This window comes from Microbacterium sp. NPDC058389, assembly GCF_042722305.1.
In the GTDB taxonomy this organism is placed as follows: Bacteria; Actinomycetota; Actinomycetes; order Actinomycetales; family Microbacteriaceae; genus Microbacterium.
Genome location: NZ_JBHXJQ010000011.1, coordinates 1 through 18738 on the forward strand (window position 1 = coordinate 1; position 18738 = coordinate 18738).

Below are 18738 nucleotides of genomic sequence, written 5' to 3' on the forward strand. Positions count from 1 at the left end.
CGCACGATGCGCCCCGAGGGACGGGACGCGCCCCAAGCCCTTGCTGGTGCCGAGGACGCAGGGGATGCCGCGGCCCGGGGCCGCGGCATCCCCAAACGAGGTCCGGCGTCAGTAGCCGCGGCGACGCGTGGCGTCCTGCACCTCGCCGATGAGCTCCTCGATGATGTCCTCCAGGAACAGCACCGCCGTCGTGCGCCCGGCGTCGTCGCGCACCTGAGCCAGGTGGCGTCCGGCGCGGCGCATCACCGCGAGCGCGTCCTCGAGGTCGGTCGATTCGAGCACCGGCACCATGTGGTGGATGCGCTTGGTCGGGATCTGACGCGCGACGTCGGTCGCGGCATCCGGCCCCTCCGCGGCACGCAGGATGTCCTTCAGGTGCACGTAGCCCACCGGCTCGCCGCCCTCGTCGACGATCACGTACCGTGAGAACCCGTGCTTCGACACGGCGCGCTCGATTTCGTCGGGCGTCGTGGTCTCGGGGAGCGTGACGAGGTCCGACAGGGGCACGCCGACGTCGGCGGCCTTCTTGTCGGTGAACTCGACGGCGGCGGCGACCGTGCCCGCGGTGTCCTGGAGGACGCCCTCGATGCGCGACTGGTTCACGATCGTCGCGACCTCCTCCAGCGTGAAGGTCGAGGCGGCCTCGTCCTTCGGCTCGACGCGGAACAGTCGGACGGCGTGGTTGGCGATCCAGTTGAGCGTGACGATCACGGGGTGGAACACCTTCGAGATCCACACCAGCGGCGTCGCGAGCATCAGCACGGCGCGATCGGGCACCGAGAACGCGAGGTTCTTGGGCACCATCTCGCCGAACACGACGTGCAGGTACGACACCAGCACGAGAGTCACGGCGAAGGCGACGCCGTCGACGAGCGCCTCCGACCAGCCGGTGAGCCCCAGGGGCGCGGCCAGCAGGTGGTGGATCGCCGGCTCCGACACGTTCAGGATCAGCAGCGAGCAGATCGTGATGCCGAGCTGGCTCGTCGCGAGCATGAGCGTCGCGTGCTCCATGGCGTACAGCGCGGTCTTGGCCGACCGCGAGCCCTTCTCGGCGAGCGGCTCGATCTGCGACCGCCGCGCGGAGATGACGGCGAACTCGGCGCCGACGAAGAAGGCGTTCGCGACCAGCAGCACGACCAGCCACGCTATTCCGGCCCAGTCGTTCATCGGCGCTCACCTCCCTCGGCGGCGTCGGCGTCGTGGGGCATCGGCCTCGGCGTGAAGCGGACACGGTCCACGCGGCGCCCGTCCATACGCTGCACGTCGAGCGTGCCGTCCTCGATCTCGACGTCGTCGCCGACGACGGGGATGCGCTCGAGCACGCTCATGATGAAGCCGCCCACGGTGTCGTACACGTCGCCTTCGGGGATCCGGATGCCGGCACGGTCGCGCACCTCGTCCGGCCGCAGCTCCCCGGGGAACAGGACGGTGTCCTCGACCCGCACGATGCCCGCACGGCGGCGGTCGTGCTCGTCGAGCACCTCGCCGACGATCTCCTCCACGAGGTCTTCGAGCGTCACGACACCGGCCGTGCCGCCGTACTCGTCGACGACGATGGCCATCTGGTATCCGCGGGCCCGCAGTTCGGCCACGAGGGCGTCGAGGTGCACCGCCTCGGGGAAGCGCAGCGGCTCGGTCGCCAGCGCGGCGGCCGGCACATCGGCGCGACGCTCGCGCGGCACGCTCACGGCGGCCTTCAGATGCACGATGCCGGTGATGTCGTCCATCGACTCGTCGTACACCGGGAAACGGCTGTGCCCGGTGCGGCGGGCGAGCTGGATGACGTCCTCGGCGGAGTCGTCGGCGGCGAGCGCGTGGATGCTGGGCCGCGGCGTCATGACGTCGGCCGCGGTCAGCCGCGCGAAGGTGAGGCTGCGGTCCAGGAGCGACGCGGTGTCCTCCTCGAGCACGCCCGCGCTGGCGGAGCGGCGCACGAGGCTCGACAGCTCTTCGGCGGTGCGGGCGCCCGACAGCTCCTCCTTGGGCTCGACGCCCATGGCCCGCAGCACGCCGTTCGCGCTGCCGTTGAGCACCACGATCGCCGGGCGGAACACGGTCGTGAACGCCACCTGGAACGGCATCACGAGCTTGGCGGTCTGCCGCGGCACGGCCAGCGCGAAGTTCTTCGGCACGAGCTCGCCGAGGATCATCGAGAACACCGTCGCGATCGCGACGCCGATGATCGCGGCCAGCGGGCGGGCGACGCTCGCCGGCACGCCCCACGCGTCGAAGACGGGCGCGAGGAGGTTCGAGATCGCCGGCTCCATCGTGTAACCGGTGAGCAGGGTCGTCAGCGTGATGCCCAGCTGCGCGCTCGACAGATGGGTGGAGGTGATCCGCAGCGCGCCGATCGTCAGCGACAGACGGGACTCTCCGGCGGCCTGACGGGCCTCGAGGTCGGCACGGTCGAGGTTCACGAGCGCGAACTCGCTCGCGACGAACAGACCGGTGCCGATGGTGAGCAGGAGCCCCACGCCCAGCATGACGTAGTCCATCACGCATCACCCCCGTTCATGCGGGAGTCGGGTCGGTGGGGCGAGGGTCTACAACTAGGGGGGTCGTCCATCGTGCCGACCAGTCTACGGCAGGCGGTGCCGCAGAGCCCGGACCGGAACGGACGTCCTGCGCCGGCATCCCCCGCACTGCCGTCGGCGGTGACACGATGTCGGCATGGCACTGGACAGGATCGGCGTCGTGATCCCCCCGGTCGGGTCGTGGCGCGAGCAGGAGCGCTGGTACCGCTGGGCCGACGGGGTCGGCTACGACGTCGTGTACACCTACGATCATCTGACGCACGCGACCGCGCCGGGGATGTGGCTGAGCGAGGCGTTCACGACGCTCACCGCGGCGGCCGGCGCGACCGAGCGCATCCGGCTCGGGACGCTCGTGGCGTCGGCGGTACTCCGGACTCCGGTGACGCTCGCCCGCATCGCGATGACCGTGCAGGACATCACCGGCGGACGCCTCGTGCTCGGGCTCGGGGCGGGCGCTCCGACGTGCGCCCTGGCCGATCACGGACGACGCCCGACGCCGCGCGAGATGTCGGCGCGGTTCGCCGACGTCGTGCGCGGCTACACCGCCGTCCTCGACGGTGCGACCGACTGGGAGGGCGCGACGCTCTCGTTCCACGGCCTGGAGACCACGCCCGCCCCGGCCGGCACGCCGCGCCCCGAGCTGCTGCTGGCCGCGCACGGCCCGCGCGCCCTCGCGCTGGCCGCCTCGCACGCCGACACCTGGAACACGTATGGCGGCCCGGGCTCCACGGCTCTCGCGCCCGACGAGTACTGGGACCTGCTCGGCCGCCAGGCGGACGGCTTCGCACAGGCGTGCGCGACGGCCGGCCGGGCACCCGCCGACGTGCGCCGGTCGCTGCTCCTGGGCTTCGGCCAGGTGCGCCCCACCACGAGCGCCGGCGACTACCTCGCCGCGGCCGAGCGCACCGCCGCGCTCGGCTTCGACGAGCTCGTCGTCTACGGACCCGACTCCCCCGCCGGCATGGATTCCGATCCCGCCGTGCACGAGCGCGCGCTGGCTCGCCTGCGCTGACGCGTCGCGCGGACGCGGGGACGAGTGGATGCCGGCGGCCCGGCATCCACGTCCCTCACCAGCTGACGGGGAGCGCCTTGCCCTCGTCGTAGCCCGCGGCGGACTGCAGGCCGACACGCGCTCGGTCGTGGAACTCGGCGACTGTCGAGGCGCCCGCGTAGGTGAACGACGACCGCACGCCCGACGTGATCATGTCGAGCAGGTCCTCGAGACCGGGACGCAGCGGGTCGAGGTAGATCTTCGACGACGAGATGCCCTCGGCGAACAGCTCCTTGCGCGCGAGCTCGTACGGGTCCAGACGGCCGAAGCGCTCGTGCACGGCCTTCGTCGAGGCCATGCCCCACGACTCCTTGTACGCGCGGCCCGACCCGTCCACCTGCAGCTCGCCGGGCGCCTCGATGGTGCCGGCGAACCACGAGCCGATCATCACCGACGCGGCACCCGCGGCGAGCGCGAGCGCGACGTCGCGCGGGTAGCGCACGCCGCCGTCGGCCCACACGTGCGCGCCCATGACCCTGGCGGCCTCGGCGGTCTCGAGCACGGCGGAGAACTGCGGGCGCCCGACGGCGGTCATCATGCGCGTCGTGCACATGGCGCCGGGTCCGACGCCGACCTTGAGGATCGTCGCGCCCGCGGTCACGAGGTCGTGCACGCCCTCCGCGCTGACGATGTTGCCGGCCGCGATCGGGATGCCGAGATCGAGGTCCGCGACAGCGCGCAGGGCACGCAGCATCCCTTCCTGGTGGCCGTGGGCGGTATCGACGACGAGGACGTCGACACCGGCGGCAGCGAGGGCCTGCGCCTTGGCGGCGACGTCGCCGTTGATCCCGATCGCGGCGGCCACGATGAGTCGGCCCGACGCGTCGACGGCCGGGCGGTAGAGCGTCGAGCGCAGCGCGCTGCGGCGCGAGAGGGTGCCCACGAGATGCCCGTGGTGCAGTACGCACACCGTCTCGGCGTCGGCGGCGACGATCACGTCGAACGCGTGACGGGCGCTCTCGATGTCGTCCGCGTCGACGGACGCCGCGCGCCCGCGCGCCAGATCGCCCAGGCGCGCGTCGGGCAGGGCCGTTCCCAGGCGGGTGGCGGGCACCACGCCGAGGATGTCCTCGGCATCCACCTGGCCGGACGAGGCGTCCGCGACGACGATCCCGTGCCCCTCGGTGGGAAGCAGCAGCCGGGCCGCGTCGGCGACCGTCGCGTCGGGCGGCAGCACGAGCGGCGTGTCCCACTGCACGGGCTGCGCCTTCACCCACCGGATCGCCGCGTCGAGCTCCTGCAGCGGCATGTCCTGCGGCAGGACGCCGAGTCCACCGCGACGGGCGAGCGTCGCGGCCAGGCGGGCGCCGGTGACCGAGTTCATGTTGGCCGACACGAGCGGCAGAGTGGCCGTCGTGCCGTCGCCCGGCGCGAGGTCGACGTCGAGTCGGCTCGTGATCGCCGAGCGTCGGGGGACGAGGAAGACATCCGAGTACGTCAGGTCGACATCGGGGGTTTCGCCGTAGAACTCCATGACTGCCAAGGGTAGTGACAGTTGCTGTGCGGCGAATCATGCGGGTTCTTTCAGCTTGACGCGACCGGGAGGCCGGAACCCCGCCCTCGGACTGGGCTAGGCTTAACCGATGCGTGTCCAGGCGTCAGCACCCTGCACGCAAACCCAAACTTCACTGATGGAAGCAGGCGATTCAGGGTGTCGAGCCAGGTGACGGGCGTCGGGGTTTCGAACGAAGGAGAGTTCGGAGCCAACGAATGGCTCGTCGAGGAGCTGTACGAGCAGTTCAAGATCGACCGGAACTCCGTCGACAAGGCGTGGTGGCCCGTCCTAGAGGCCTACCACCCGGCCGACGGCGCGGCGGCTCCCGCCGCCGAGACCGCGGCCCCGCCTGCGGCGCCGGTGTCGGAGGCCGCACACCCGGCGACGACACAGCCCGCGGCATCCGAGCCACGCCCGGTGACCGCCCCGATCCCGGTGATCGGCGCCCAGCCGGTGGCCCGCACGACCGCCCGGCCGGCCGCGCCGCAGCCGATCCCGGCACAGGTGCCCAAGGCGCAGCCGTCCTCGGCCGAGGCCCCCGCCCCCGAAGCGGACGTCGTCACGACGCTCCGCGGCATGCCGAAGACCCTCGCCGCGAACATGGACGAGTCGCTCACCGTCCCCACCGCGACGAGCGTGCGCACCGTCCCGGCGAAGCTGATGATCGACAACCGCATCGTCATCAACAACCACATGGCGCGCACGCGCGGCGGCAAGGTCAGCTTCACGCACCTCATCGGGTGGGCGCTGATCCAGGCGCTCAAGGAGTTCCCGAGCCAGAACGTGTTCTACGCCGAGATCGACGGCAAGCCCTCGGTCGTGGCGCCCGCGCACGTCAACCTCGGCATCGCGATCGACCTCCCCAAGCCCGACGGCACCCGCGCGCTGCTCGTGCCGAGCATCAAGCGCGCCGAGCAGCTGACGTTCAACGAGTACCTCACGACCTACGAGGACCTCGTCACCCGCGCCCGCGGCAACAAGCTGACGGCCGCCGACTTCCAGGGCACGACGCTCTCGCTCACCAACCCCGGCGGCATCGGCACCGTGCACTCGGTCCCCCGCCTCATGAAGGGCCAGGGCTGCATCGTCGGCGCCGGCGCCCTCGAGTACCCCGCCGAGTTCCAGGGCGCGAGCGACAAGACGCTCAACGAGCTCGCGATCGGCAAGACGATCACGCTCACGAGCACCTACGACCACCGCGTCATCCAGGGCGCCGGCTCGGGCGAGTTCCTCAAGAAGGTGCACGAGCTGCTCATCGGGCAGCGCGGCTTCTACGAGGACATCTTCCGCGCCCTGCGCATCCCGTACGCGCCCATCCACTGGGCCGCCGACATCAACGTCGACCTCGCCGAGCGCGTCGACAAGCAGGCGCGCGTGCAGGAGCTCATCAACTCGTTCCGCGTGCGCGGCCACCTCATGGCCGACATCGACCCGCTCGAGTACGTGCAGCGCACCCACCCCGACCTCGAGATCGAGAGCCACGGCCTCACCTTCTGGGATCTGGACCGCGAATTCGTCACGGGCGGCTTCGGCGGCAAGCGCCAGATGAAGCTGCGCGACATCCTCGGCGTGCTGCGCGACTCGTACTGCCGCACCATCGGCATCGAGTACATGCACATCCAGGACCCGGGCCAGCGCGCGTGGTTCCAGGAGAACGTCGAGGTCAAGTACCAGAAGCCCGGCCACGACGAGCAGCTGCGCATCCTCGACAAGCTGAACCAGGCCGAGGCGTTCGAGACCTTCCTGCAGACGAAGTACGTCGGCCAGAAGCGCTTCAGCCTGGAGGGCGGCGAATCGCTCATCCCGCTGCTCGACGAGATCCTGCAGGGTGCGGCCGAGGCGGGCCTCGACGGCGCCGCGATCGGCATGGCCCACCGCGGCCGGCTGAACGTGCTGACGAACATCGCCGGCAAGACGTACAGCCAGATCTTCCGCGAGTTCGAGGGATCGGTCGCGATCGGCTCGAAGAGCGGATCGGGCGACGTCAAGTACCACCTCGGCACCGAGGGCACGTTCGTCGCCGACAACCAGTCCGAGCTGCCGGTGTACCTCGCCGCCAACCCGTCGCACCTCGAGACGGTCGACGGCGTGCTCGAGGGCATCGTCCGCGCCAAGCAGGACCGCAAGCCCATCGGCACGTTCACGTGGCTGCCGATCCTCGTCCACGGCGACGCGGCCTTCGCGGGCCAGGGCGTCGTCGTCGAGACGCTGCAGATGTCGCAGCTGCGCGGCTACCGCACGGGCGGCACCGTGCACGTCGTGGTCAACAACCAGGTCGGCTTCACCACGACGCCCACCGATGCGCGCACCTCGGTCTACGCCACCGATGTCGCCAAGACGATCCAGGCTCCCGTCTTCCACGTGAACGGCGACGACCCCGAGGCCGTCACCCGCGTCGCGCAGCTGGCGTTCGCGTACCGCGAGCGGTTCCACCGCGATGTCGTGGTCGACATCGTCTGCTACCGCCGCCGTGGTCACAACGAGGGCGACGACCCGTCGATGACGCAGCCGCTGATGACGAACCTCATCGAGGCGAAGCGCTCGGTCCGCCGCCTGTACACCGAGGCGCTCGTCGGTCGCGGCGACATCACCGAGGAGGAGTACGAGAAGGCCAAGCAGGACTTCCAGAACCGCCTCGAGATCGCGTTCGCCGAGACCCACGCCGCCGAGACCGGATCGTCGCCCGTCGTCGTCCCGGATGCCGCCGCCCAGCCGGCCGCCGGCGAGCCCGAGACCACGGGCGTCTCGCGTGAGGCGATCAACCTCATCGGCGACACCTTCGTGAACAAGCCCGAGGGCTTCACGGTCCACGCCAAGCTGCAGCAGCTGCTCGAGAAGCGCCTCGACATGAGCCGCAACGGCTCGATCGACTGGGGCTTCGGCGAGCTGCTGGCGTTCGGCTCGCTCCTCCTGGAGAAGACGAACGTGCGCCTGGCCGGCCAGGACTCGCGCCGCGGCACGTTCGTGCAGCGCCACGCGGTGCTGCACGACCGCGCCAACGGCCAGGAGTGGATCCCGCTCACGAACCTCAGTGAGGATCAGGGGCGCTTCTACGTGTACGACTCGCTGCTGAGCGAGTACGCCGCGATGGCGTTCGAGTACGGCTACTCGGTGGAGCGCGCCGACTCGCTCGTGCTGTGGGAGGCCCAGTTCGGCGACTTCGCCAACGGCGCCCAGTCGGTGATCGACGAGTTCATCTCGTCGGCGGACCAGAAGTGGGGCCAGCAGTCGAGCGTGGCCCTGCTGCTCCCGCACGGCTACGAGGGCCAGGGGCCCGACCACTCGTCCGCGCGCATCGAGCGCTACCTGCAGCTGTGCGCGCAGGACAACATGACGGTCGCACGCCCCTCGACCCCCGCGTCGTACTTCCACCTGCTGCGTCGTCAGGCGTACGCCCGGCCGCGCCGCCCGCTGGTGGTCTTCACCCCGAAGGCGATGCTGCGTCTGCGCGGCGCGACCAGCCCGGTCGAGGACTTCCTCACCGGCAAGTTCGAGCCGGTGCTGGATGACAACCGCGGCGTCGACAAGTCGGCCGTCAAGCGCGTGCTGCTGCACGCCGGCAAGATCCACTGGGACCTGCGCGCCGAGCTCGACAAGAACCCGAACCCGGCGGTCGCGCTGGTGCGGCTCGAGCAGTACTACCCCGCACCGGTCGAGGAGCTCAACGCCGTCATCGACTCGTACCCGAACGCCGAACTGGTGTGGGTGCAGGACGAGCCCGAGAACCAGGGCGCCTGGCCCTTCATCGCGCTCGAGGTCGTGAAGCACCTGAACGGCCGCACGATCAGCAACATCTCGCGTGCCTCCGCGGCGTCCACCGCGACGGGTTCGCCGAAGGTGCACGCGGCCGAGCAGTCCGCCATCCTCCAGGCGGCGCTCGCGGTCTCCTGACCCGGCACGCCGATCCGGCCCCGGATCCTCAGCGACGCTGAGGGTCCGGGGCCGGATCTCGTGATGCCCGGACCGCCGTCGTCTTCACCCCGACGTGCGGCCCGGAGTCTCGGCGACAGTCGGCGCGGCCTGCGCGTCGCCCGTGCGTGCCGGTGCGGCCTCGGCTGCCGGCGCGGCGACTTCTGCGGCCCCGTGGTCCGCCGGGCGAGGCCGGCGCCGGATCCGCCGCCACACCGTGACCGCGACTGCCGCGAGCGCCAGCAGGGCCGCGGGCAGCAGGTTCGCGCCGGCCAGGAACAGCAGTCCCACCGACAGCACGGCGGCGACGACGGCCATGAACCAGCCGGCGGTGAACCGCGGCAGGATGAGCGTCGCCGCGATCATCCCCGCAGCGTAGATCGACACCATGTTGCTGGTGTGGATGAGGATGAACGTCTGCAGGTCGCCGCCGGTCAGCAGCGCGATCGTGGAGTACGCGAGGGCGATCACGAGCGTCACCAGCAGCGCGCGGCGCGGCACTCCCCCCGCCTCGGCCCCGGGCGCGAGCACCCGCGGCAGATCGCCGTTGGCGGCGAGCGAGGCGCCGAGCTTGCCGAACGCCGCGAGGTACGAGTTCATGACTCCGAGCACGACGATCGCGGCCACCGCACCCACGGCGGTGGGCCCGAAGCCGGGTGCCACGGCCTCGGCGAGCGAGAGCAGCGGCACCGCGCCCGCGCCGGCGTCCTCGCCGAGGACCCCGACCGTCACGATCTGCAGCAGCAGGTAGGCGAGACCCGTCACGACGAGCGCGATGCCGGTGGCGAGCGGGATGATGCGTCGCGGATCGCGGAACTCCCCCGAGATGTGCGTGCCGACCTCCCAGCCCGCGAACGCCCAGACGAACAGGCTCACGGCGGTGCCGACGCCCGCCCAGCCGTGCGGGAGGAACGGCTCGAACCGGGATGCCTCGACCGCGGGGAACGCGGCGGCCACGACGAACACCACGATGCCCACGAGCAGCCCCGTGAGCACGAACTGGACCCAGCCCGCCACCCGGACGCCGAGCATGTTGACGACGAACGGCGGCACGAGGATCGCGAAGACCAGCAGAGTCACGGCGGCCCGGTCGATGTGGAGGATCGCGCTGAGGTACTCGCTGCCGAGGATGGCCAGCACCGGGAACCCGGCGGCCACGCCGAAGTAGAACCAGTACCCCGTCGCCCGGGCGGCGGTGGGGCCGAGCGCGCGGCGGACGTAGCTGGCCACGCCGCCCGGATCGGGGTAGCGCGCGGCGAGCGCGGCGAAGGTCCCCGCGAGCGGTACGGCCAGCACGATCACGGCGAGCACCGAGACGATCGACGCCGGTCCGGCGACCTCGGCGGCCAGCCCCGGCAGCACGAGCAGGCCGGTGCCGAGCACCGACGCGATGTACAGGGCGGTGCCCTGCACGATGCCGAGGCTGCCGTGCGGATGCGTCGAGGTCACCGTCCCAGTGTGACTGTGGCCTCCGACGCCCGCATCACCTCTACCGGCCGTTCCGGGGCGCTTTCCTGCCATACCGGGCTCCCCATCTGAGGATCAGAGCCGGGCTGCGGAGGTCACGACGGCGTGGCGGTCCGCAGATCGGCAACGGCCCTCAGCCGAGGACGGGACCTCACGCGTCGAGCGGCGTCACCCCGGCGCGGGAGAACGCCGCGGCGGCGGCATCCATCGACGCATCGCGGTCCGCGGGCACGAGACCCAGCCGCGTACGGCGGTCGAGCAGGTCGTCGACACCGAGGGCACCCTCGACGCGGACGCCCCATTCGAGCTCCTGCGCGGTCACCCCGCGCGCGGCCCAGGGCCCGTCGGGGAGCGCGGCGACGTACGCGGCCTCGGCGCCGTAGCGGCGCACGAGGCGCGGGGAGGCATCGATCTCGCCCAGCCTCGGCCGCGGCCATGCGCCGACTAGCGGCAGTCTGCGCGTCGGCGACGGGTGCGACGGGAAGGACGGGTCGCGGCGGATGACGGCATCCACGGCGTCCTCGGCCATGCGCCGGTAGGTCGTGAGCTTGCCGCCGACGACGCTCAGCACACCGGCCCGGGATTCGAGGATGGCGTGGCGGCGCGACAGGTCGCTGGTGTCGTCGTCGGCCTCTCCCGCCAGCAGCGGGCGCAGCCCCGCGTAGGTCGAGAGCACGTCGGTGCGCGTGAGCGGGGACTCCAGCACGGTGTTGACCACGGCCAGGAGCTCGTCGACCTCGGCGTCGCTCGCGTGCGCGACATCGGGCACCGGCCCGTCGACGGGCACGTCGGTGATGCCGATGTACGTGCGGCCGTGGACGGCGGGCAGCGTGAACACGAACCGGCTGGACGAGCCCGGGATCGGCACGGTGAGCGAGACGTCAGAGCCGCCGAGACGCTCGGTCGGCACCACCAGGTGCGTGCCGCGGCTGGGCCGCAGCCTCACGTCGGCGTCGAGCTCGCCGGCCCACACGCCGGTCGCGTTCACGACGGCGCGCGCCTGCACGCCGAGCGTCTGGCCCGAGACGAGGTCGTGGAGCCGCGCACCGTGGCCCGTCACCGACACCGCCTCGACACGGGTGAGGATGGATGCCCCGTACCCGGCCGCCGTGCGTGCCACCGCGACGACCAGCCGGGCGTCGTCGATGAGCTGTCCGTCCCAGCCGCGTACGCCGCCGCGGAGGCCGTCGCCGCGGACGGCGGGAGCGAGCCTGCGGGTGGCGGCGGGACCGATCGCCCCTGGTGCGGGGAGCACCGAGCCGGGGGTGCGCACGGCGCGCCGCAGCCCGTCGCCGAGCTCGTACCCGAGCCCGATGTAGGCGCCCTGGGCGACCGCTCCGGGGTCGTACAGCGGCACGATCTGCGCGAGCGCCCGCGTGAGGTGGGGCGCCGTGCGGGTGAGGAGGAGGTGCCGCTCGGCCGCGCTCTCGTGCGCGATCCCCACCTGCCCCGAGGCCAGGTACCGCAGCCCGCCGTGCACGAGCTTGGAGCTGAACCGGCTCGTGCCGTGCGCGAGGTCGTGACGTTCGACGAGCACCGTCCGCAGGCCGCGGGCGGCGGCATCCAGCGCGATCCCGACACCGGTGATCCCACCGCCGACGACGAGCACGTCGACCTGGGCGCCGTCGCCCAGGGCGTCCAGTTCCCGCGCGCGGCGCGCGGCCGACAGCGCCGACGACCGCGGCGTCCGTCCGATGATGCGCGTGCTCATGCCCGTCCTCCGCCCGCGGCGGCCGCCGGCGACAGGTAGCCCAGGAGCGCGGCCGACAGCTCCGCCCGCCAGGCGTCGGCCGGAAGCCACTCGGCGACGATCGGCGCGGACTGCACGGCGGACTGCGCGATGAGCAACACCATGGCGGCCTGCTGCACCGGGTCGCCCTCGCGCACGTACCCCGCACGCTGCCCGGCGGCCAGGCGTCGCGCCGTCTCGGCGTGGATGGCGCGCTGGCTGGTGCCCAGCCGGTCGAGGATGTACCGGGCGAACAGCTCGGGGTCGGTGTCGCGCAGGCGGTCGACCAGGGGCAGCGCGCGCACGCGGTCCGCGGTCTCGACGAGGAGCCCCACGAGTTCGTGGAGGTCGGCGCTGTCGCTCCCCGCGACGGGCAGTGCGGCCACGAGCTCGCGGGTCACCAGGGCGGCGAAGACGGCCTCGGCGTCGGGCCAGTAGCGGTACAGCGTCTGACGGGCGATCCCGCAGCGGCGGGCGATGTCGGATGCCGTCGTGCGGCGGATCCCGTGATCCAGCACCTCGGCGAGGGCCGCGTCGAGGATCGCGGTTTCGGTGTCGGAGACTCCATCGGCCATGTGACAACCATACAGAATGTGTCATACTGTCGCCATGGCTGCGACGGTGCCCACGACTCCCGCCGGCGACTCTGCGCCCTCCGCGCGACCGCTCGATATCCCGGCTCCGCGCCCCCGCGGCGACTGGGACGCGTGGGGCTCGACCCCCGCGCACCTCCCCGCCGCGGCAAAGGCGATCGTCGCGACCCTGCTGCCGGGCAAGGCGCATCCGGTGCCGCGCCGCGAGCGACCGACGCTGACGCCGTCGATGCTGGCCGACGACGACCTCGACGCGCTGGCCGCGATCGTCGGCGCCGAGCACGCGACGCGCGACGACCGCGTCCGCGCGCTCCACCTCGGCGGCAAGAGCACCCCCGACCTGCTGCGCCGTCGTCAGGACGACCCGCAGACGGCCCCGGACGCGGTGGTGTCGCCGGCCGACCACGCTGCCACCGCGGCGGTGCTGCACGCGTGCGACGAGCGCGGCCTCGCCGTCGTCCCCTTCGGCGGCGGCACGTCGGTCGTCGGCGGCGTCGACCCCGTGCGGGGCGCGCAGCGGTCGGTCATCGCGCTCGACCTGTCGCGCACGGCCGCGCTGCTGGCCCTCGACGAGGTGTCGCTGCTCGCGACCTTCGGTGCCGGCACGACCGGCCCGCAGGCCGAGGAGCTCCTCGGCGCCCGAGGGTTTACCCTCGGGCACTTCCCGCAGAGCTTCGAGTACGCCTCCCTGGGCGGCTACGCCGCGACGCGGTCCAGCGGTCAGGCCTCGCGCGGCTACGGCCGCTTCGACGACCTCGTCCACGCGCTGCGCGTCGCGACACCGCGAGGCGACCTCGACCTCGGCCGGGCGCCGGCGAGCGCAGCCGGTCCCGACCTGCGCGAACTCTTCCTCGGGTCCGAGGGGGCGTTCGGCGTGCTCACCGAGATCACGGTGCGCATCCGGCCGATCCCCGCCGCGACCGGGTACCGCGCCTGGACCTTCCCCGACTTCGCCGCGGGGGCGGCGGCGTTCCGCGAGGCGACGCAGCGCGGCATCCGGCCCACCGTCCTGAGGCTGAGCGACGAGACCGAGACGAAGGTCAACGCCGCCATGGGCGGGCACCTCACGCGGTTGCGCGGATGCCTGGCCGTCGCCACCTTCGAGGGCGCGACAGCCGCCGAGGCCGAAGCGGTCCGCGACACGCTCGACGCCGTGTTCGCCGCCCACGGGGCGAAGTCCCGCGGCGAGGACCCGGCCCGCTCGTGGGAGCGCGGCCGCTTCGCATCGCCCGCGCTGCGCGACACCCTCATGGACGTCGGGGTCCTCGCCGAGACGCTGGAGACCGCGACGACGTGGGCGGACCTGCCCGCGCTGAAGGCGGCCGTCACCGACGCGCTGAGCGCCGCGCTCACGGCCGTCGGGACCAAGCCGATCGTGCTGTGCCACATCTCGCACGTGTACCCCGCGGGGGCATCGCTCTACTTCACCGTCGTCGCGGCGCTGACCGACGATCCGCAGCAGCAGTGGGCGAGGGCGAAGGATGCCGCCTCCCGCGCCATCGGCGACGCCCACGGCACCATCACGCACCATCATGCGGTCGGCCGCGACCACAGGCCCTACCTCGAAGCCGAGATCGGCCCGCTCGGCGTCGCGGTGCTGCGCGCCGTGAAGGCGACGCTCGACCCGAACGGGATCATGAACCCGGGAGCGCTCGTCGCGCCGGTGGCTGTGCCCGCCGAGACGTCCGAGGCCGGCGCGTGAGGGTCGCGCTGCTGGTCAACCCCGCGGCGCGCGCCGGGGCCCACACGGGGGCCGCGACGCACGCCGCCGAGCGGCTGCGCGCCCACGGCGTGCAGACCTCGATCCTGAGCGGCGGGAGCGCCGACGAGTCGTCCGCCCTGCTGCGTGCCGCCATCGACGTCGGCGTCGACGCGGTGGCCGTGGCCGGCGGCGACGGCACCGTCAACCTCGCACTGCAGGAGGTCGCCGGGACCGGCATCCCGCTGGGCATCGTCCCGGCCGGCACCGGCAACGACTTCGCGGCGACGCTCGGACTGCGCGAGCTCGACGTCGCCGCGGCCGCCGACGCGATCGCCGCAGGGGTCACCCGTGACATCGACCTGGCGCGCGTCACGCGCGAGGACGGCTCGACCCGCTACTTCGGCTCGGTGCTCGCGAGCGGCTTCGACTCGAAGGTCAACGACCGCGCCAACGCCATGCGGTGGCCCCGCGGCGGCTCGCGCTACAACATCGCGATCCTCGTGGAGTTCCTGACCCTCGCCGGCATCCCGTACGACATCGAGTACGAGCGCGCGGACGGCACCCGCGAGCAGGTGCACGGCGACCTCGTGATGGCGACCGTGGGCAACGGGCGCACCTACGGCGGCGGCATCCCGATCGCCCCCGACGCCGACCCCGGCGACGGCCTGCTCGACCTCGTGCTCGTGCGTCCGGCGGGGCGGCTGCGCCTGCTCGGGCTGCTGCCGAAGGTCTACCGCGGCACGCACGCGAGCGTGCCCGAGGTGTCGATCACGCGCGTGCGGTCGGTGCGTCTCGCCTCCCCCGGCGTCACGGCCTATGCCGACGGCGACCCGATCGGCGCGCTGCCGCTGACGGTGGACGTGGTGCCCGGCGCGCTCACGATCTTCACGCCCGCCTGAGGTCGCATCTGGGCAGGTCGCGGCCGCGAACATGGGGAACCGCTCCCGATGTCGTGACGGCGCGCGATCCCGACGATGGAGTCAACCCGGACAGCCCGGGTGCCTCACAGATCGGAAGTCCCATGAACACCTTCATCATCGAACGCAACGTCCCCGGCGCCTCGCAGATGAGCCACGACGACCTCGTCGAGATCGCACGCACCTCCAACCGGGCGGTCGAGTCGCTCGGGCTCCCCTACGAGTGGGTGACCACGTACGTCGCCGGCGACAAGCTCTACTGCATCCACCGCACCGACGAGCCCGAGACGGTCCGCGAGCACGCACGCCGCGGCGGGTTCCCTGCGGACCTCGTCTCGGAGGTCGTCGCCGAGTTCGGCCCGCAGACCGCGGACGACGGGATGCCGTCCGCCGAGGCCGCGGCATGACCGCCGTCTACGTCACACCGGCAGCGATGGCCGAGCAGGGCGCCGCCCTGCGCACCCTCGCGGCCGGCGTGAGACGAGGGATGCTGCGACTCGTGGCCACCGTCCGTGCCGGCGTGGAGGCATCCCGCCGGCGCCCGGCGGTCGACCCTGCCGAGATGACCCGGGTGCGGGCGGTGGCGCACGCTCTCGAGGCGATGCGCACCGGCGCTTACGCCGACGTCGCACTCGGCGGCCCGACCCCGCGCTGACCCGCGACGGTGGACGCGCGGCGGCTCGAACAGCCCCCTGACGCCACGGCCGGAGACCGCCCGCCCGGCGGCGCCGGAGCCTACGATGGCGCCATGGGGCTGTTCGAGCGCGCGCCGCAGCTGGACGCGCTGGCAGGGGCGATCGCGCGCGGCACGGCGACGGACGGGTCGGCGTCGGGGTCCGTCGTGACCGTGGCCGGCGATGCCGGCGCCGGCAAGACGAGCCTCGTGACCGCCGCACTCGCCGGCGTCCCCGAGAGCGTGCGCGTGCTGCGCGCCGCCTGCGATCCGCTGTCGACGCCCCGTCCGCTCGGACCCGTACGCGACGTGCAGGCGGCCCTGGGCGATCCGGCCGACGCCGACACGCTGCTGGGCACCGAGGCCCGCTTCGCGGCGCAGGTGTCGGCGGCGCCGACGGTGCTCGTCATCGACGACGCGCAGTGGATCGACGCCGCCTCCGTCGAAGTGCTGCGGTTCCTGGTGCGCCGCATCGAGGCGTCGCCCGTCGTGCTCGTGATCGCGCACCGCGACGTGCCGCTCGGCCACGCGCTGCTGGCGCTGATCGGCGACATCGCACGCATGGACTCCGCGACGCGCGTGGCCGCGCCCCCGCTCTCGGTCGATGCCGTGCGCGAGCTGCTCGGCGACCGGGGCGCCGATGCCGCACACGTGCGCGCCCTCACCGGCGGCAACCCGTTCTTCGTGGCCGAGATCGCCCGCAGCCCGGGCGAGGAGCTGCCGCCGACCGTGCGCGACGCGGTGATCGCGAGCACGACGGGCCTCACGGGTGCCGAGCTGGGGGCGCTGCAGCTCATCGCGACCGCCCCCGACGCCTTCGACGATCGGCTGCTGCCCTTCGCGGGGCTCGACGACGACGGCATCGATGTGCCGACGCTGCGCCGGCTCGAGGCCACCGGGCTGCTCGTCCGGACGTCGCACGGCATCGGATTCCGCCACGAGCTGGCCCGCCTCGCCGTCGTCGCGAGCACCGAGCCCGGCGTCGAGGCGCTGCTGCACCGCCGTGTGCTGGACGCGTGGGAGCGGGTGGGCGGCGCCGACGACGCTGTGCTCACCCACCACGCCGCGGCCGCCGGCGACCGCGCGCGCACCCTGCGGTACGCCGTCCGGGCCGCCGAGGACGCCACCCGCACCGGATCCCACACCGAGGCGGTCGCCTTCCTCGCCCTCGCGCTCGACGGGCTCGACGGCGACACGGCAGAGCGCGCGCGCCTGCTGGAGCTGCTCAGCACCGAGCAGTACATGGTCAGCCTGCTGCCCGCATCCCTCTCGTCCATCGACGCGGCGCTGCGGATCCGCGAGCGGCTGGGCGACCACGACGGGATCAGCGCCGCCCACGACAGGCGCGCCGTCGTCGAGTACTACTCCGCCCGCCGTCATGCCGCTGAGCACGAGGCGGATGCCGCGGCCGCGGCCGGTGCGGGGCCTGCGGCCCTCGCCTCGGCCCAGGCGACGCGCGCCTACCTCGCCTTCCGCCGGCTGGATCTCGACGCGGCCCGTGAGATCGCGTCCGCACTGCGCGCGACGGAGACGACACAGGCCGCCGACCTCCGGCTGTCGATCACCGAAGCCGCCGCGCGGCTCGTCGAAGGCGACACGTCCGCGCGTGAGCTGCTGCGTCAGCACGCGACGACGGCGCTGGCGGACTCGCTCGACGAGATCGGGACGACGGCGTACTCGAACCTGTCGGCGCTCGACGTCGAGCATCGGCGTCTCGTCAATGCCGAGACGCTGCTGGCCGAGTCGATCCCGCTCACCGTCGACCGCGACATCGCGGTGTGCCGCCAGTGGCAGACCGGCATGCGGTCACGACTGCACCTGTTCCGCGGGCGCTGGGCGGCCTCGGCCGAGGACGCGGCGGCCGTGCTCGACGGCAGCGGACCCCCGCTGGCGGAGATCTGGCCGCACATCGTGGCGGCGCTGCTGGCCGTCAGACGCGGTGACGACCCCGCGACGGCGGACGCGCATGTGTCGGCAGCGGCCGCGCTGGCCGCCGACCTCGACGAGTCGCTCACGACGCTCGCGGTGCTGAGCGCGGTCGCCGAGCGGGCCTGGGTCTCGGGCACCGCGGATCCGGGCCTCGCCGACGCGGGCGCCGCGCTCGAGGCCGCCTCGGCGCTGACCGGCACCCATTGGGCGACAGGCGACCTGCGGGTCTGGCTCGGGCGCCTCGGCCTGAGCGCGGCCGCGGCCGGCGGCATCCCGGAGTCCCTGCCCGAGCCGCATCGGCTCGAGCTCTCCGGTCGCCACGACGAGGCCGCGCGGGCCTGGCAGAGCCTCGGCGCACCGTTCGACGCCGCGATGGCGGCGGTTCATGCGACGGATGCCGCCACGGCCGCCGCGGGGCTCGCGAGCCTCGACGCGCTCGACGTGCCGGCCACGGCTGCCCGGGCCCGACGCATGCTCACGGAACGAGGCATCCGCTCGCTCCCCGCCCGACCGCGCACGGCGACGCTCGCCAACCCGTCGGGCCTGACCAACCGTCAGCTCGACGTGGCACGTCTGGTCGCGCGCGGCCTCACGAACGCCGAGCTCGCACACGAGCTCTACATCTCGCCAAAGACGGCCGACCACCACGTGTCGGCGGTGCTGAGCAAGCTGGGACTCAGCAGCCGGCGCGACATCGTGCGCGCAGCCGCGAGTCTGGGCATCGACTGACGCCGACCGT

Annotated in this window: 13 protein-coding genes; 7 read left to right on the forward strand and 6 right to left on the reverse strand. The window is 73.0% G+C overall.

The features are described from left to right. Positions 1 to 108: 108 nt before the first annotated feature. Positions 109 to 1167: a hemolysin family protein gene (locus tag ACFWJ8_RS14485; RefSeq protein ID WP_378812682.1), complete on the reverse strand. Its 1059-nt coding sequence runs from the start codon at positions 1165 to 1167 to the stop codon at positions 109 to 111. Beyond that, the gene (locus ACFWJ8_RS14490) at positions 1164 to 2495 is read right to left on the reverse strand and encodes a hemolysin family protein (RefSeq protein ID WP_378812963.1); all 1332 of its coding nucleotides are present in this window, start codon (positions 2493 to 2495) and stop codon (positions 1164 to 1166) included. Before ACFWJ8_RS14490 ends, ACFWJ8_RS14485 begins: the two co-directional genes overlap by 4 nt. Positions 2496 to 2670: 175 nt before the next feature. Here ACFWJ8_RS14490 and ACFWJ8_RS14495 point away from each other — a divergent pair, with 175 nt between their 5' ends. Beyond that, on the forward strand, positions 2671 to 3546 hold the full coding sequence (locus ACFWJ8_RS14495; RefSeq protein WP_378812684.1) for an LLM class flavin-dependent oxidoreductase: 876 nt from the start codon (positions 2671 to 2673) through the stop codon (positions 3544 to 3546). Positions 3547 to 3601: 55 nt separating this feature from the next. On the opposite strand, the gene ACFWJ8_RS14500 is transcribed toward ACFWJ8_RS14495, so the two are convergent. Beyond that, complete coding sequence (locus tag ACFWJ8_RS14500) at positions 3602 to 5059, reverse strand: GuaB1 family IMP dehydrogenase-related protein (RefSeq protein ID WP_378812687.1); 1458 nt, start codon at positions 5057 to 5059, stop codon at positions 3602 to 3604. A gap of 177 nt (positions 5060 to 5236) precedes the next feature. Between ACFWJ8_RS14500 and ACFWJ8_RS14505 the strand changes: the two genes are divergently transcribed. Then, positions 5237 to 8971 (forward strand): multifunctional oxoglutarate decarboxylase/oxoglutarate dehydrogenase thiamine pyrophosphate-binding subunit/dihydrolipoyllysine-residue succinyltransferase subunit, encoded by a 3735-nt coding sequence (locus ACFWJ8_RS14505; protein WP_378812689.1) that lies wholly within the window; start codon positions 5237 to 5239, stop codon positions 8969 to 8971. A gap of 84 nt (positions 8972 to 9055) precedes the next feature. Here ACFWJ8_RS14505 and ACFWJ8_RS14510 read toward each other — a convergent pair whose 3' ends face one another. From ACFWJ8_RS14510 to ACFWJ8_RS14520, 3 genes are all read right to left on the reverse strand, one after another. Continuing rightward, entirely contained in the window at positions 9056 to 10438 is a 1383-nt protein-coding gene (locus ACFWJ8_RS14510) for an APC family permease (protein WP_378812692.1), read from the reverse strand. A 169-nt stretch (positions 10439 to 10607) separates the two neighbouring features. Then, entirely contained in the window at positions 10608 to 12167 is a 1560-nt protein-coding gene (locus ACFWJ8_RS14515) for a glycerol-3-phosphate dehydrogenase/oxidase (RefSeq protein ID WP_378812695.1), read from the reverse strand. Then, entirely contained in the window at positions 12164 to 12760 is a 597-nt protein-coding gene (locus tag ACFWJ8_RS14520; protein ID WP_378812698.1) for a TetR/AcrR family transcriptional regulator, read from the reverse strand. The genes ACFWJ8_RS14515 and ACFWJ8_RS14520 overlap by 4 nt, the downstream gene beginning before the upstream one ends. Before the next feature lie 34 nt (positions 12761 to 12794). On the opposite strand from ACFWJ8_RS14520, the gene ACFWJ8_RS14525 reads away from it, so the two are divergent. The 5 genes from ACFWJ8_RS14525 (at position 12795) to ACFWJ8_RS14545 (ending at position 18728) form a co-directional block, all read left to right on the forward strand. After that, the gene (locus ACFWJ8_RS14525; RefSeq protein ID WP_378812701.1) at positions 12795 to 14480 is read left to right on the forward strand and encodes an FAD-binding oxidoreductase; all 1686 of its coding nucleotides are present in this window, start codon (positions 12795 to 12797) and stop codon (positions 14478 to 14480) included. Then, positions 14477 to 15379 (forward strand): diacylglycerol kinase, encoded by a 903-nt coding sequence (locus ACFWJ8_RS14530; protein ID WP_378812704.1) that lies wholly within the window; start codon positions 14477 to 14479, stop codon positions 15377 to 15379. Before ACFWJ8_RS14525 ends, ACFWJ8_RS14530 begins: the two co-directional genes overlap by 4 nt. 122 nt (positions 15380 to 15501) lie before the next feature. After that, complete coding sequence (locus ACFWJ8_RS14535) at positions 15502 to 15804, forward strand: DUF4242 domain-containing protein (RefSeq protein ID WP_378812706.1); 303 nt, start codon at positions 15502 to 15504, stop codon at positions 15802 to 15804. After that, complete coding sequence (locus tag ACFWJ8_RS14540) at positions 15801 to 16052, forward strand: hypothetical protein (RefSeq protein ID WP_378812709.1); 252 nt, start codon at positions 15801 to 15803, stop codon at positions 16050 to 16052. The genes ACFWJ8_RS14535 and ACFWJ8_RS14540 overlap by 4 nt, the downstream gene beginning before the upstream one ends. A 93-nt stretch (positions 16053 to 16145) precedes the next feature. Continuing rightward, complete coding sequence (locus tag ACFWJ8_RS14545) at positions 16146 to 18728, forward strand: AAA family ATPase (RefSeq protein ID WP_378812711.1); 2583 nt, start codon at positions 16146 to 16148, stop codon at positions 18726 to 18728. Positions 18729 to 18738: the final 10 nt, after the last annotated feature.

Bases quoted from the DNA above. Each gene is read 5' to 3' on its own strand.
- ACFWJ8_RS14490 (WP_378812963.1), bottom strand. From the start codon at position 2,495: ATGGACTACGTCATGCTGGGCGTGGGGCTCCTGCTCACCATCGGCACC.
- ACFWJ8_RS14515 (WP_378812695.1), bottom strand. From the start codon at position 12,167: ATGAGCACGCGCATCATCGGACGGACGCCGCGGTCGTCGGCGCTGTCG.
- ACFWJ8_RS14535 (WP_378812706.1), top strand. From the start codon at position 15,502: ATGAACACCTTCATCATCGAACGCAACGTCCCCGGCGCCTCGCAGATG.
- ACFWJ8_RS14525 (WP_378812701.1), top strand. From the start codon at position 12,795: ATGGCTGCGACGGTGCCCACGACTCCCGCCGGCGACTCTGCGCCCTCC.
- ACFWJ8_RS14495 (WP_378812684.1), top strand. From the start codon at position 2,671: ATGGCACTGGACAGGATCGGCGTCGTGATCCCCCCGGTCGGGTCGTGG.
- ACFWJ8_RS14540 (WP_378812709.1), top strand. From the start codon at position 15,801: ATGACCGCCGTCTACGTCACACCGGCAGCGATGGCCGAGCAGGGCGCC.
- ACFWJ8_RS14485 (WP_378812682.1), bottom strand. From the start codon at position 1,167: ATGAACGACTGGGCCGGAATAGCGTGGCTGGTCGTGCTGCTGGTCGCG.
- ACFWJ8_RS14500 (WP_378812687.1), bottom strand. From the start codon at position 5,059: ATGGAGTTCTACGGCGAAACCCCCGATGTCGACCTGACGTACTCGGAT.
- ACFWJ8_RS14520 (WP_378812698.1), bottom strand. From the start codon at position 12,760: ATGGCCGATGGAGTCTCCGACACCGAAACCGCGATCCTCGACGCGGCC.
- ACFWJ8_RS14545 (WP_378812711.1), top strand. From the start codon at position 16,146: ATGGGGCTGTTCGAGCGCGCGCCGCAGCTGGACGCGCTGGCAGGGGCG.